Below are 14,372 nucleotides of genomic sequence, written 5' to 3' on the forward strand. Positions count from 1 at the left end.
TAATCCAAAAGACATAAGAAGATATCATGAGAACATACGTTTTATTATTTGCCTTTTTGTTCACCGCCTGCGGCGATTTGTTGGACAAGGGACCGCTGGATATCATTTCGGAAGACGCAGTATATTCGGATCCCGTTTTGGCACAGGCATACGTCAACAATGTATACAGCAGGCTGTCCTTTTTGAACCGTGAGGGTAGCGGTTTTGAAAATGTGGACCCCACCTCCGGGCTTGCCGATGAGGGGCGGCAAGGCCGGAGCTGGCACGAATTGTATCACCACTGGAAAGCGGGAATGCTAAGGGAAAGCGGCGGGCTGATGGAGTTGTGGGATTATGGCAATATACGCAATATCAATGAGTTCCTTGAGAAAATTGAAGAGAAATCCAGCCTTCCTGACGATATGAAGAACCAGATGGTCGCTCAAATGAGGTTTGCGCGTGCGACTATCTATTTTTACATGGTCAAGCGTTATGGAGGCATTCCGATTATCGACAAGCCTCAGCCCATCGATGCCCCCGAAGAAGATCTGTTTGTGTCAAGGAATAAGGAAATCGAAGTTTACGATTTCATCATCAATGAGCTGGACGCTATTGTGAATGAGCTACCCCGATCGGCTCCGGTCGGCTATCCCTCGAGGTTCGCCGCATTAGCCCTGAAAAGTCGCGCATCGATGTATGCTGCCAGCATCGCGACTTGGGGAGAAGTGGCATTGAACGGCTTGGTTGGGATTCCGGCCAGCGAAGCTGCCCGTTTTTGGCAATCATCTTACGATGCCTCGCAGGAGATCATCAGCTCGGGCGTTTACAGTTTATACAATGCATTACCGAATGATAAAGCCGAGAATTTCAGAAGGCTTTTTGTTGATGAAAATAACAGTGAGGTGATATTCTCCTGGCAACTGACCGGCGAAAATGTTTCCAGCAACTATGACCTGTTTATGTCGCCTTTCCAATTTTGTCCGGGATGGGGAGGTAGCAATACGTCTGTATACTTAGAAATGGTCGACGAGTTTGAAAACATCGATGGTTCTTCTGGGAAGCTGGACCATGCGCTGGCAACCAGCCAGCCGTGGGATTTAAGGGAATTGTTTAAAGATAAGGATCCGCGTTTTCATGCATCGATATACTACGAGGGAGTCGAATGGAAGGGTGAGCCCATCGAGAATTGGGGAGGAATCATCACCCCCGATGGTACCAGAATCACCAGTGGTTATTATGAAGGAAAGTCCGCACAAGGTCGCTCGTATACTGCCGGTGGTTACGCCGGTGGTGCCATCACCGGTTTCAACGTGCTTAAATACCTGGATGAAACCCTGATTCCCGTGGATCAGAATCGGACAAAAATTGATTTTATCGTGTTTCGGCTTGGTGAAATCTTATTGAACAAGGCCGAGGCGGCAATAGCGCTTGGCGAAGAGCAGGAAGCATTGGAGGCGGTCAACCTGCTGCGGGACCGTGCGGGTATCAAGCTGCTGGATGCAATCGACCGGGAGAAGGTGCGCCATGAGCGTAAGGTCGAGCTGGCTTTTGAAAATCACCGATGGTGGGACCTGAAGCGATGGCGGATTGCCGAAGAGGCAATAACGCGGACATTTACCGGTATCTATACGTTTTACGATGTCAACTCGGGTAAGTTTAAAATCGAAATCAACGACAATGTGCATGAAGGTGCTCCCGCCCGCTTTTCGGCAAGGCACTACTATTTTCCGATAACTCCCGCCCGCATTGCCAATAATCCAAACCTCGCCCCGGACAACCCCGGCTATTAAGTTCAGTTATGGTTAATTCGAATTTAATGTATTCATCACTATTGATATCGTTGCTCTTCTTTGCAGGATGCAAGAAAAGTGATCCGTCGCCCTCGGTTGACCTTCCTCAACCTGTGACGATTGAACAGGGGACTATTTATCACATTGACATGGAAAGTAGGGATTTATATGATCTATTCATGGTGACCACCCTCCAGGGGAATGTCAATCGTGAAGCGCCGCATATATGGATTCAGAAAACCCCGATTGTCGAATACGATGGCCCTGGCGCGATGGTCGACCGGTCGTTTTGGCTCAACACGATCAACGATAAAAAGAAGACCGAGTTCAAGGACCCATACCTGCTCCTCAGGGATTTTTTAAGCGTCGGGATAGACGGGTGTGTCATTTACGACGATGACCTGTTCGGCAATTATGTAAGTGGAGCAAGGCACCCCCAGCCCAACGACAACTTGGTGGCAAAGCTGAATGTTACGGCGATGTTATGTGCCCATCATGGGGCTGTCGCATTGACCTTGCGTCAATATGAAATACTAAAGTCAACCTACGGTGTGGAATTGCCCATCCTGGAGAATACAACAACTCCTGAATTTGATAGTTGGTTGGGATGCTATCGCTATGCGATAGAAGTGGCATATCGCGAGCCGGTAATCGCATCCATCGCCAATAATTCTCATTATTGTTTAGGGATGTTCGACTTCCTGATAAAGAACAAGATGTTCATCATCAATATGAAAGGCGATCCGTCGATGCTGGAGCAACAGTTCACCGATGAAGTCTTCGACAGGGTTCCAGGACCGGCTCCCGTATACGGTATTTGGAACGTTACCGGAGGTGCGCCCTCAGAAGACACGTTTATGCGTTACCTAAACAGTAGGGGTAAATATTGTATTCCGAACTTTGAGGCGTTCAATATCAGCTACACCAGTGGATTGCCGCCCTATGTTCCCGAAGAAAGCGAGACCGTGCGTGACCTGACTTTCGATCCTGCTAAAAAGTACATCTGTTTTACCGAGACAGACGGCGATAACTATGAGTTTATTCAGCAGATTTTTCCGATTCGGTTTAACACTCCCCAGCGGGGTGATTTCCCCATCGCCTGGGAAATCCCCAGTACGTTGTGGGAGCTGGATCCAGTCGCGGCTAAGTGGTTTTATGCCGAGAGAGGGCAAAATAGCTACGTAACTCCGGTTACCGGCGTCGGTTATTATAAATACCAGCTGCCCGAACAATACCGCGAGGCGTATTTCCAGCTTACCGACGAGTATATGAAGAAGGCAAGGTTCCGGACCATCCGGACGATGGAGTACAGCTTTGAGTCGGGGCGGCCCTTGTCTACCATTCCCAGCGTGGAGGGTGTGTTTTGCGGGTACGGTCATGACGATCCGACGCGGCCTATCGTACAGGAAAATCATCGGTCCCATGAGCTGTATAATGGCAAAGCCATTTTTATCAACTACAGTTACAAGGATATGGATGACATATCCGCATACAACGGACCCACCCCGGCCTTTTTCAGTGTCGCTTGTGTTTACACGCATCCCAGCGATATTATTCAGACGATAAACGCCCTTCCGGCCGATTGGGTCGTTGTCTCGCCGGGCGAAATGGTTGACTTATACAAACAATACAGATCGCGTCATTAGCCATTATAATATCAAAATCAAGTAAATGAAAATCAAAAAGTTAAGGGTCTATCCCATATACATCGTATTGCTCTGCAGCATCACTGCAGGCGCCATCGCCCAACAGACGTATAAACCCACTTGGGAGTCGCTGGATTCGCGAGAAGTGCCAACGTGGTTCACCGATGCAAAGTTCGGCATATTCGTCCACTGGGGCGTATACAGCGTCCCTGCGTGGGCGCCGAAAGGGAAGTATGCCGAGTGGTATTGGTCGCTCTTGCGCAATGACAAGCCGGACGGCCCATTCCGTAGTTTTCACCGCCAAGTCTATGGCGACGATTATCCCTATGAGCTTTTCGCGCCGCATTTTACAGCTGAACTCTTTAACCCCGCCGACTGGGCGAACTTGTTCCAGCGGGCCGGAGCAAAGTACGTTGTGCTAACCAGCAAACACCACGACGGCTTTTGCCTGTGGCCGGCGCCGTCCAGCAAGGGGTGGAATAGTGTCGAGATTGGCGCGAAGCGCGATCTGTTGGGCGAACTTTCCCAGGCTGTCACCGCAACCGGCGTCAAGATGGGGCACTATTATTCCCTGCATAATTGGTACGACAAGGATTATGCCCCTGCCGACCCCGAAGGAGGACGGGATATTGGGAAGTACGTTGATGAAGTCATGATGCCACAATTGAAAGACCTGGTCAAACGGTACAACCCATCGCTTCTGTTTGCCGATGGGGAGTGGACAGCCTCGGCTGAAGCGTACAAGAGCAAAGAGTTTCTGGCGTGGCTGTATAATGAACCCGGTGTCCCAGCCGACATCGTTGTCAACGACCGGTGGGGCGAAGGCACCCGTAGCAAGCACGGCGGTTATTATACCACCGAGTACGGCGAAGTGGATGTCAATGGCACCCCGCTTGCTGACCGGCATCCTTGGGAAGAGTGCAGGGGCATCGGTGCGTCCTTTGGATTCAATAGAAACGAGAATATTGAAGACTACCTCACGCGTCAGCAGATTATCCATTTGCTGATAGATGTGGTCAGCCGGGGAGGAAACCTGTTGCTAAACGTAGGGCCTACGGCTGACGGGCGCATTCCTGCCATCATGGAGGATCGGTTGTTGGCACTGGGCGGTTGGCTGGATATCAACGGAGAGGCCATCTACCAAACTCAAAGGTGGTTGGTCGAAGGGGAAGGACCCACGCCCCGCGAAGCCAGCATAGCGATGGCTAAATCCGCGAAAGAGGCCGTCAACTACACGGATAAAGACATCCGGTATACCCTGTCCAAAGACAGTACAGCATTATATGCCATGGTGATGGGGCAGCCACACAAGGAGGTTCAGTTACAGGCCGTTCGGGTAACTGGTAAAAAATCAGGCAGCATAACGCTTCTGGGACACCCCGGTAACATTGCATATACCGTAAAACGGGACGGGCAACTGATTATCAAAGTCCCTGATAGCATACAAACCGAGCTTACCGGTGGACACGCGTTTGTTTTTAAGCTGTCGGGATTCGAAATGCATCCAGCTATCCAATCATCAAAATAGTAATTGATTTTTAGCCCTATAACATGACTTATTTAAAGATTTCTTTAGGAATAGCACTTGCGTTTTTATTCGTAAACTTCAAAGGAGTGGATAAAAAGCCGACAAGCAAAGCAAGTACAGGCAAGAATCGCGTCGTTGTCAATCCATATGGCAACGTAAACTGGCAGACCTTTGAAAAGCACCATGCCGCATTGCACGTGCACTCGTTGCAGAGCGATGGTTTCCATAAAGTAAAGGATGTCATCGACACCTTCAGACAGGCAGGTTTTACCATCCTGTCCATCACGGATCATGACTGGAACTGGCCCAATGAGCGGATTAGCTGGAAGCACCTGCCTGTGGAAGCAGCAACCCCTTATCCTATCGGAAGATTACCGAAAAATTTCCCTGCCAATCCGACTTGGCCGTGGACAAACTACGGTAGTTCCGCACCTGAAGAGCTTGGCATGATCGGTATTCAGGGCAATGAGCTGACGTTCAGGCATCACATCAACAGTTACTTTTCCGATTACGGTGTTTACTACGACAAAACGGGTCCCGAAGCACCGTATGGCGGAATCACCGACGATGAAGGAAGAGAAGTCTGGGAAGACGACATGATCCGGGGAGTCCGGGAAAAAGGAGGGTTGACTGTATTAAACCATCCCGGCGAGCTCGAAACGCACAGCTGGTGGCTGCGCAGACCAGTGGAATGGTATGTCGAGCGGTTTACCAATAATCCGGCCGATGGTTTGGTAGGCATCGAAGTAACCAATAATGACGACGAACGTGAGAAGTTTGATATCGGATTGTGGGACCAATTGCTGGCCAGACTTATGCCCGATCGTCCGGTTTGGGGCTTTGGAGGTAATGACATGCATGCGTTTGACCATGTCAATTATACGTTTACCGTTTTCCTCATCGACGAATTTACGAGCGAAGCGGTCCGTGATGCCATGGAGCGGGGCCAATTCTATTTTTGCAAGGCTCCCGGGCGAACGGACGTCCGGCAATACGATTTTAATGCATTCCCGACCATCGACAATATCGGTATCGACCAACGCAACAATACCATCACGATAACGGCTTCCAATTACGACAAGATCAACTGGATATCTGTCCCTGAAACCCTGGAGATGTTGGCAGATTATAAGACGAGTAACGAACCGTGGGCTTTGGGCAACATTGTCCATGAGGGCAGCACACTGGATCTAAACAGCAATCCGGGTATCCGAAACTACGTTAGGGCCGAGCTCATCCGGATAGATGGTGATAACGTTTACCGGACGTTTACCAATCCATTTGGAATCAGCTCATCAAATTGAGGCATTGGCCAGAAAGCGGAATAGGATGAAAAAAAGCACACACCCCACCGGGGAAATCATGGTGTTTTCCGGAGCCGGACAGCCCCTGGAAGCGCGTTCGTATCAAGTCCCCCGCCTGAAGGCGGGGGAAGTGCTGGTGGCCAATCTTTATACGACACTTTGCGGTAGCGATTTACATAGTTTTTCCGGGAAACGGAACGAAAAAACACCATCTGTATTGGGCCATGAAATTGTGGGGCGTGTCATTGCTATTGATGAGCAGCACGATGGCAGGGACCATGCAGGCCTGCCTTTAGGCGTCGGAGACATCGTGACCTGGTCAATTTTCGCATCGGACGCAAATTGCCAGTTATCCCGGCAGGGCATGCCGCAAAAGGGGGATAACCTGTTCAAATACGGTCACGCGCTGTTGACCGAGGAGGACGCCTTTCATGGTGGTCTGGCGGAGTACTGCATACTGCGGCCTTATACTGTTATCTTAAAGGTTCCGGAAGGGATTCCCATACCGGTAGCGGCAACGATCAACTGCGCCATCGCTACCGTGGCCGGGGCGTTGCGCATGGCTAGGGATATTCAGGGTAAGCGGGTATTGATCACCGGCATGGGACTCCTGGGGGTTGCTTGCGCTGCTATGTGCAAAGATGCGGGGGCTTGCCAGGTCATCGCTGCAGACGTCAGTGACCGGCGCTTATCGCAAGCCATGTTGTTTGGTGCAGACGCAGTGGTCTACTTAAGTCGAGCTGAGCGCATACCTCCAGCTACGGTCGACATCGCCTTCGACATGAGCGGTTCGCCGAAGGCGATGGAAATGGGACTGGAAACGCTGTCCTACGGTGGAACGGCGATATGGGTCGGCGCGGTGTTTGGTGATCGTAAGTTAGCCATGGATGCTGAAAGCATCGTCAGGCGTTTGCTAACCATCCGGGGGCTGCACAACTATAACTATGAAGATATTCAATATGCCCTCGATTTTATGACACGCAATACGCTGAAATTTCCATTTTCAAGCGTGGTGGAAAAAGAGTTCCCGCTTTCGCAGGCCCAACAGGCGTTTGAATATGCGATTTCTCATAAGCCACTACGTGTGGGTATTAAAATAGGGGAATGATGGCGGGGAATTTTCGAAAAGAGCAATGGAAGATGTTGTTCATCACCATGTTCTGCTACCTGTTTTTTTATACGGGCAGACATAACTTTGGGTGGGCTGCACAGGGGATGGCCACGGCACTGGACATCCCTTACGCGATGATCGGATGGATTAGCTTTTCGATGCTTATCGGATACGGCATCGGTCAGTTTATCAACGGAAACCTTGCCGACCGCTTCAGCCCACGGGTAATGATTCCTTTAGGCGCCATCCTGTCGGTATTTGCCAATTTTGCGGTCAGCTATGCTCAGTCATCCACCACCGTGATCCTGTTATGGGCGCTGAATGGATACTTCCAATCCATGGCTTGGGCACCTGGGGGCAAACTGATTACCAATTGGTGGTCAGAAGCCGAGCGCGGAAAGGCGTTCGGCTTCTATACCATGGCTGCTGGCTCCTCTTCCGCGGTTACGTATCTGCTGTCCATCTACCTCCTGCAGGCAGGCATGGAATGGCGCATGCTTTTCCGCATACCCGTACTTTTGTTGCTCGTCGCATCGGTGGTCTTTTTTTTTATTGCGCGCGACAAGCCGTCAGACAAAGGGTACGGCCGCGTCCGGAAAAAAGATGATGCCTCTCCCGCGCCACGCGGCACGTTGAAGTCAAGGTACGCGGCTGTTTTCTCCAACCGTAATTTTTTGATGGCTTGTGTAGCCATCGGCTTTCAGAGTATGGCCCGCTACGGCCTGATTTTTTGGGTACCTATCCATTACCTTGGGAATAGCTGGAAAGAAGACTCGGCCAACCTTTGGGTCACTTTTTTGATGCCGGTGGGAATGGCACTCGGGGCATTGGCATTCGGCGTTATCTCCGATACGTTGTTTAAGCACAATAAATTAGCGTCTATACGTTTCGGTATGGTAGCCAGCGCTGTGCTCGCACTGCTGATTTATTGGGTTCCCATCGAAAACGTCATGCTTAGCGGTGTACTGATGTTGCTGACAGGTTTCTTCGTATATGGTCCACAGGCCAATTTTTGGCCACTGTGCCCCGAGCTGCTGGGTAGCACAAACACCGGTACCGGTATCGGTGTTATGAATATGACCGCATACTTTTTTGCCGCGGTTGGTGAACCGATACTGGGTTATATCGTGGACTGGAGCCAAAAAACATCGTCAATCTTTCCGGCTGTTGCAATGATTGCGCTTTTATCAGCCATTTCCATTTCGCTTGTCCGTACAAATTAGTGCACATCCAGGAATTATGTTATTTTCGCAGATCTGTCATCTGTCATGAAGCGATCTGCTATCGGTATACTAATAGTCATTCAGCTTATTTTATTTGCTGTTTCTCTTTCGGGTGCGTATGGTCGCGCGCAGATCGATAATGCTGATACCTCGGTTGTTTCCCGATACGAAGCCGAAAAAGTGCGGTATCTCCGGTTGGGTCGTGAGATGCAGTGGGAGGAAGCATTGGCCATCGCCTTGGCCTGCGAAGCTACATTTGTCGGGAAGCTACCCCCCAAATCAGAAGCCGACCTGATCTACAACATCGGGTATATCTACGATAAAAGCGAACAGTATCAGCTAGCGTTGGATTATTTCCATCGATCCATAGCCCTATACGAAGCGATTCATGATGTTGACAGCCTGGATCTGCGCAATGACCTGGCCTTGGCTTACAACAACATCGGCGTGACCCACGCTAATACGGGCTTTTTCACCCAGCGCAAGGCGAGCTACCTGAAAGCGAAGGAGATTTGGGAATCCATGGGAGACGAGGTGGATAAGAATAACCTGATTTCGCTGTACGGAAATTTGTTGCGCCTTTTCAGCCAATACGGAGACAAACGGGCTGCCGGCGAACTGATTTCGACGGTCAACGAGCACTTCGACCGATGGGTGGCCGAGGAGGCATTTGGCAAAGGTAAAAAGGGCGTGGACAGACAGAAACCCCGGGCGTTGTACCATGTGGATAAACATCGGCTGAATATCCTCTATACCGATTTGACGGACAACAAATCCGGCGGACTGGCACACTTGGATAGCCTGCGCATGCATTTCAATCGCATGGATTACCGCGATCAAAAGCAATATTCCTCGTACCTGCTCAGCGCTATTAACGGTGCTGCTGCCCCATTGGTGGATTACGACGACCCGAAGGAACGGCAACTGAAAAAGCGGTATCTCGACCTCGGTATGCGGGAAAGTATCCGTTTGGGAGATCGGTACAATGAAATGATTTTTCATACGCAGTGGGTCAACTTCTACCTGTTTTCCGCGGATGATTACGAGAAGGCGCTCACACATCTCGATAAGGCACTTCAAATTGGCAGGGAAATGGATATCCGCGAGTTTAACCTGCTTAATATCTACCTCAAGCGGGGTGATGTCCTACAGCAGACCGGCCGCTTTGAGGAAGCCGAGCAAATGGCTTATCATGGTTTTTCCCTGTTACTGGGCGAACCTGTCACTGATTTATATACCGTGCAGCGGGAAGCCTTTGCTCAGCGCAATGATTTGTTTTACATCAACGCACTTCGGGAAGTAGCCAAAATCTATAAAAACCAGTATGAAAAAGCAGGAGACCCGGAGCATGCCGAGCTGGCTCATCATTTTTATGTGATAGCGGCCGATCTTTTTCATACATATTACCAAAAGGGTGTTTACAATCCGTGGCTGGATATGAGCAACGCTGACATCAACGAGGGACTGCTATCCATGCATATTGGATTGGCGCGAACCGACCACAGCGAGCTGATCAATACGATGGAAAACAATGCATCGCAGCACCTCTGGAAAGAGTTTGAGGCCAAATATCAACAATATTCCCGGGTGCCAGATAGCCTGTTATTACAACGCAATAGGTTGCTGGCTCAGGTCGGTCAAACCGACACGGCGCAAACACTACAGGACGAATTGGAATCGGTACAGCTGCAAATCCACACCATCGACCCCACATACGCACCTTTTTTTGAGGCCTCATTTGACGTGACTGTATTGCAGCATCAACTTCAGCCTGATCAGCTGGTACTGAAATATGAGGTGACCAATGCCGGCGTGTATGCGTTCTCCATTGGTGCCGATGCTATTTCCGTAACTGCACTGGGCCATAAGGACACCCTATTGCAGCAGGTGCAAGCCTATTACGAAGTCCTGAAAGCCGTACAAGCAGACTATCGAGCGCCTTCTGAAGACCTGTACCGCCTGTTGGTGGAGCCGCTCCAGATCCAGACGGCAGCCATCAATACCTTAATCATCATTCCCGAAAACATCCTGAGTTTTCTGCCGTTCGAAACGCTGATCAACCCCGATTCGGGCAAGCCGTTGATTTACCACTACCACATCAGCTATTCACACTCGCTCAAGCTGTGGCATCTGCAACAGCAACCGGTAGCCGATGGCAGCCAAAAGGTGTCGCTGGCTGCCTTTTCGCCCAGCTACTCGGATCATTATCTGGCTTCGCTGGCCGACAACGACGGCGTGTACCGCGAAAGATTGCAGGATATTGAAGGGGCGGCACAGGAAGCGGAATATGTGACCCGCGCATGGGAAGGTGACCTGTACAGACAAGCCCGAAAGCAGGATTTCCTGGACAACACCGCACAGTACCAGGTGTATCACTTTGCCATGCATGCGTTGCTCGATGAAGCTGACCACCGCAATTCCAGTTTACTTTTTCAAGACGAGGAGCCCCTGTTTTACGACGAACTGTATGGCTTACATTTTCCAGCGGAATTGGTGGTGCTGAGCGCCTGCAACACCGGTGTAGGCAAATTGGAGAAAGGGGAAGGGTTGATGAGTTTATCGCGAGCGCTGACCTATTCCGGTGTACGCTCGTCTGTTTACAGCCTTTGGCAGGTGCCCGACGAAGAAACCGCTGAAATCATGACCGGGTTCTACGCCCATTTGAAAACCGGACAGACTAAAGCGGAAGCGCTCGCCAATGCCAAACGGGACTTTCTGACCAACAATCCCATGAAAAGCCATCCGTTTTTCTGGGCCGGATTTGTGGTCAATGGCCACATCGGATCATTGCCATCATCCGGGTTTCCATATTGGATTGTCGGACTAGTTGCGGTGATTGTGATGCTGGCCGTTATTGTGATCGTCGTTATCGGGAGAAAGGCGTTTAGTTAAGCTAATCAAAGTCAGCCTATTCCAACACTTCCAACTTCTCGGCAAGTTCCTCCGCTCTCGGTGCCAGATCACTCCCGGAAGCCGCCACTTGGCTGATGTATTGCCTAGCCTGTCCTTCGTCACCCGCTTTTAGGTAAGCCAGCCCCAGGTACCAGTCGATCACCGGCAGGGAAACCTGTGTATCCGCCCAATCTTCGTTTTCCAACAACCGGATCGCCTGCTCGGGCTGATCCAGCAGCAACCGGCAAACAGCCAGATACAATGCCGCATGGTTGCTGGGCGCTTCCTTGTAGAGTTGTTCAAACAAGGCAGCCGCCTCGGCATACGCCTGCTTATCATAGTTGGCCAGTGCTTCCGCCATCACCTGATCGACTTCCAATGAACCCCGGACACGGGGTGCCACGACATTCGGATAGGGTTCCATGTATTGTGCGTATAATTTTTCACTATCCACTGTTGGCTGCCGATCAAAAAAGAACCAAGCAACACCGATGAGCACCAAAATACTAGCCGCAGCGTACCACCAGGTGGCCAGTTTTCGGGTGGGTTTAGCTGCCTGCTTATCCAGCATCCGGAAACGCGCTTTGAGCTGTTGGCGCTCGTTGTAGATCACCGCATCGCGGATTTCTTTTTCAAACCTAAATTCCTCCTCAAAAGCGGTATCGTGCGCCAACAACCATTCCAGCTGCTGCTGCGCTTCGGCAGACAACTCGCCGGCGAAATACGCCTCGATCAACTGTTCTTTATCTTTTTCCATTTGCGTGAACGATTTGCTTCAATTGTTTTAAACATCGCGATTTCTGGCTCTTTACGGTATCCTTGGAATCATAAGCCAATTGCTTTTGGATAGCGTCTAACTTTAGTCCCTCGTAATAAAAGAGCCGCAGTACTTCCTGGCACTTTGGGCCCAGTTGGAGATAAGCCTGCCTTAGTAGCTGAAGTCGGCTTTCCGACGTGTCCGTCTCAAAGAGGGTCAGCTCTTCGACCAGTTCATCTCCCTGCAATTCCTGATAGTGGTGGCGGGATTGCTCGTTGAGGTAGTTAATCATTTTATACTTTCCTATCGCGTACAGATATGTTTTGATACTGCTTTTCAACTCATCCAACTTTCCTTGTTTACTATTCTCGTATAAAACGATGATGCTGTCCTGATAGATGTCAAGCGCCACTTCTGCCGCAACGGCATATCGCTTGCAAAATTCCAAAAATCCGCTTCTGTAGCGGCGATATAGTTCATCCAGTGTCTCTGTATGTCCAGCTTTCAGGGATTTAATCCGCCGTTTGTCGTTATTCATTTAGTAAACCAGAAGTGAAAAAGTAAGCATGAGCGGCTAAACTAATAAAAAATATGAACAACGATGTTTACTTCTGCCCGCGTGGCATATTAAGGAGATAGCAATGACCTCCGCAAGGCGTGGTGGCTTAAACAATTAAATTACAAAATAAATCTACGAAATGAGAAAAGTACTTTTTGCAGCATTAGGAATCAAAAAGTAAATCTACTGGTGAACAATAAAAATTAAAACATGGAAACGACGAATTACAACATGAACAAAACATTATTGAATTTTTTTGGTGCATTGGCCCTGTTCTCACTCACACTGTCTGGTTGCAGTAAAAAAGAGAACCCGGAGCCGGAGGAAGAAGAATTACCCCCCATCGAACTGGCCTGTGACTATTTCAGTGAAGACCGCGTATTGACCAACGATCCGCAACGGCCGGTAGATTACCGGATCAGCTGCTGGGCGAATGTGCAGGGAAGCCTGAAAATAGAACCGGGCGTCGTGATTGAATTTGAAAACCACGCAGGGTTAATGGTTAACCTCGATAGCAAAGTTTTTGAAATCAAAGGAACGGCATCAGAACCGGTGATTTTAACCGGTACTTCCAAGCAGCAAGGCCATTGGCGGGGTATCTTCCTAACCGAAGCACACAACGAAAATAACCTCATCGAACACGCGGTGATTGAATATTCGGGTTCGCAAGCGTTGAAAAGTACGTCGCCTGTGTACGAAGGTAGTTTGGCCTTAAGGGGTGTTTCGGGGACACCGCCACAAGCATTGACGCTAAACCATGTCACAATTAAAGATGGTGGCAGTGTGGGCCTGGATTTTCACGGAATCAGCAAAAATGCGACGGTATCGACGGCTAACCTGACAATCACTGGAAATGCCGGTGTGCCGGTGATGGTTTCTGCTGAGATGGCGCATGTTTTCGATCATACGTCTACCTATTCGGGCAATGCTTCAGATTTTTTGAACATCACAACTACGAATTACGAAATAGAAGACCAGGAGGTAGTATGGCAGAAATTAGATGTGCCTTATTTAGTGGATGATAGAGTGCATGTGAAGAAGGACGGTCACCTTACCATCGAGCCGGGGGTAGAAATCCAATTTTTGAGTACCGGCTACCTGCAAGTGGCCCCCCTCCTTCCGCCATATAATGCAAGCCTGAAAATACAAGGAACGGACGACGAGAAAGTACTTTTAAAGGGGCATGAGGATGCGAATTGGGGCGGTATTTACTTTGGACACACTCAACAGGACAATGTGATTGACTATGCGGTCATCGAACATACTAAAGGGGATTATCCGGTCGGTAACCTACAAAACTCCGGCGCAGTGTACATGCATGCAGATCCCGTGCTTCGGATCACCAACACTACGTTTCGGGATATGCCGAACTATGCGGTGTACGCCTATTCAGGAGCAAGCCCGATAAAGCCCGATCTGCCGAACTTCGTTTTTGTGAGCAACATCGTTACTGGTACGAAGGGGTCGCTCGGATGGGGTGATGGTCGAACCACGCACTACCCGTATTAACGATATAAACGTGTTTGCCATGCATAACCAGCGTGGCAAACACATAATTCATTAGCTAAAATTGAAAATCAGCA

General features: G+C 49.8%; 10 protein-coding genes. 8 read left to right on the forward strand and 2 right to left on the reverse strand.

The annotated features are described in order from the left end of the window. Positions 1-26: 26 nt before the first annotated feature. Genes ACFOET_RS04510 through ACFOET_RS04540 form a run of 7 tightly spaced genes read left to right on the forward strand, consistent with a single transcriptional unit; the run spans position 27 to position 11,473 of the window. The gene (locus tag ACFOET_RS04510) at positions 27-1,769 is read left to right on the forward strand and encodes a RagB/SusD family nutrient uptake outer membrane protein (RefSeq protein ID WP_379020012.1); all 1,743 of its coding nucleotides are present in this window, start codon (positions 27-29) and stop codon (positions 1,767-1,769) included. Between the two features lie 26 nt (positions 1,770-1,795). Beyond that, entirely contained in the window at positions 1,796-3,415 is a 1,620-nt protein-coding gene (locus ACFOET_RS04515) for a hypothetical protein (RefSeq protein WP_379020014.1), read from the forward strand. Positions 3,416-3,440: 25 nt separating this feature from the next. Beyond that, positions 3,441-4,943 carry an alpha-L-fucosidase gene (locus ACFOET_RS04520; RefSeq protein ID WP_379020016.1) on the forward strand — a complete coding sequence of 501 codons (1,503 nt, stop codon included), beginning with the start codon at positions 3,441-3,443 and terminating at the stop codon, positions 4,941-4,943. A 23-nt stretch (positions 4,944-4,966) separates the two neighbouring features. Next, the gene (locus tag ACFOET_RS04525) at positions 4,967-6,247 is read left to right on the forward strand and encodes a PHP domain-containing protein (protein WP_379020018.1); all 1,281 of its coding nucleotides are present in this window, start codon (positions 4,967-4,969) and stop codon (positions 6,245-6,247) included. Between the two features lie 25 nt (positions 6,248-6,272). After that, positions 6,273-7,355, forward strand: a complete 1,083-nt coding sequence (locus ACFOET_RS04530) for a zinc-binding dehydrogenase (protein WP_379020020.1) — start codon at positions 6,273-6,275, stop codon at positions 7,353-7,355. Next, entirely contained in the window at positions 7,352-8,581 is a 1,230-nt protein-coding gene (locus tag ACFOET_RS04535) for an MFS transporter (RefSeq protein ID WP_379020022.1), read from the forward strand. The genes ACFOET_RS04530 and ACFOET_RS04535 overlap by 4 nt, the downstream gene beginning before the upstream one ends. Before the next feature lie 45 nt (positions 8,582-8,626). Continuing rightward, positions 8,627-11,473: a CHAT domain-containing protein gene (locus ACFOET_RS04540; protein ID WP_379020024.1), complete on the forward strand. Its 2,847-nt coding sequence runs from the start codon at positions 8,627-8,629 to the stop codon at positions 11,471-11,473. 16 nt (positions 11,474-11,489) lie between these two features. Here ACFOET_RS04540 and ACFOET_RS04545 read toward each other — a convergent pair whose 3' ends face one another. Beyond that, positions 11,490-12,230 carry a tetratricopeptide repeat protein gene (locus ACFOET_RS04545; protein WP_379020026.1) on the reverse strand — a complete coding sequence of 247 codons (741 nt, stop codon included), beginning with the start codon at positions 12,228-12,230 and terminating at the stop codon, positions 11,490-11,492. Continuing rightward, positions 12,217-12,768 (reverse strand): RNA polymerase sigma factor, encoded by a 552-nt coding sequence (locus ACFOET_RS04550; RefSeq protein WP_379020028.1) that lies wholly within the window; start codon positions 12,766-12,768, stop codon positions 12,217-12,219. The genes ACFOET_RS04545 and ACFOET_RS04550 overlap by 14 nt, the downstream gene beginning before the upstream one ends. 231 nt (positions 12,769-12,999) lie before the next feature. On the opposite strand from ACFOET_RS04550, the gene ACFOET_RS04555 reads away from it, so the two are divergent. Continuing rightward, a complete protein-coding gene (locus ACFOET_RS04555; RefSeq protein WP_379020030.1) occupies positions 13,000-14,298 on the forward strand; it encodes a hypothetical protein in 1,299 nt (432 codons plus the stop codon). Positions 14,299-14,372: the final 74 nt, after the last annotated feature.

The organism is Parapedobacter deserti (assembly GCF_042646065.1).
GTDB classification, from domain to species: Bacteria; Bacteroidota; Bacteroidia; order Sphingobacteriales; family Sphingobacteriaceae; genus Parapedobacter; species Parapedobacter deserti.

What these genes read in the sequence shown, in the direction of transcription:
- ACFOET_RS04515 (WP_379020014.1), top strand. Translation starts at nt 1,796, where the DNA reads ATGTATTCATCACTATTGATATCGTTGCTCTTCTTTGCAGGATGCAAG.
- ACFOET_RS04545 (WP_379020026.1), bottom strand. Translation starts at nt 12,230, where the DNA reads ATGGAAAAAGATAAAGAACAGTTGATCGAGGCGTATTTCGCCGGCGAG.
- ACFOET_RS04550 (WP_379020028.1), bottom strand. Translation starts at nt 12,768, where the DNA reads ATGAATAACGACAAACGGCGGATTAAATCCCTGAAAGCTGGACATACA.
- ACFOET_RS04510 (WP_379020012.1), top strand. Translation starts at nt 27, where the DNA reads ATGAGAACATACGTTTTATTATTTGCCTTTTTGTTCACCGCCTGCGGC.
- ACFOET_RS04525 (WP_379020018.1), top strand. Translation starts at nt 4,967, where the DNA reads ATGACTTATTTAAAGATTTCTTTAGGAATAGCACTTGCGTTTTTATTC.
- ACFOET_RS04520 (WP_379020016.1), top strand. Translation starts at nt 3,441, where the DNA reads ATGAAAATCAAAAAGTTAAGGGTCTATCCCATATACATCGTATTGCTC.
- ACFOET_RS04540 (WP_379020024.1), top strand. Translation starts at nt 8,627, where the DNA reads ATGAAGCGATCTGCTATCGGTATACTAATAGTCATTCAGCTTATTTTA.
- ACFOET_RS04530 (WP_379020020.1), top strand. Translation starts at nt 6,273, where the DNA reads ATGAAAAAAAGCACACACCCCACCGGGGAAATCATGGTGTTTTCCGGA.
- ACFOET_RS04555 (WP_379020030.1), top strand. Translation starts at nt 13,000, where the DNA reads ATGGAAACGACGAATTACAACATGAACAAAACATTATTGAATTTTTTT.
- ACFOET_RS04535 (WP_379020022.1), top strand. Translation starts at nt 7,352, where the DNA reads ATGATGGCGGGGAATTTTCGAAAAGAGCAATGGAAGATGTTGTTCATC.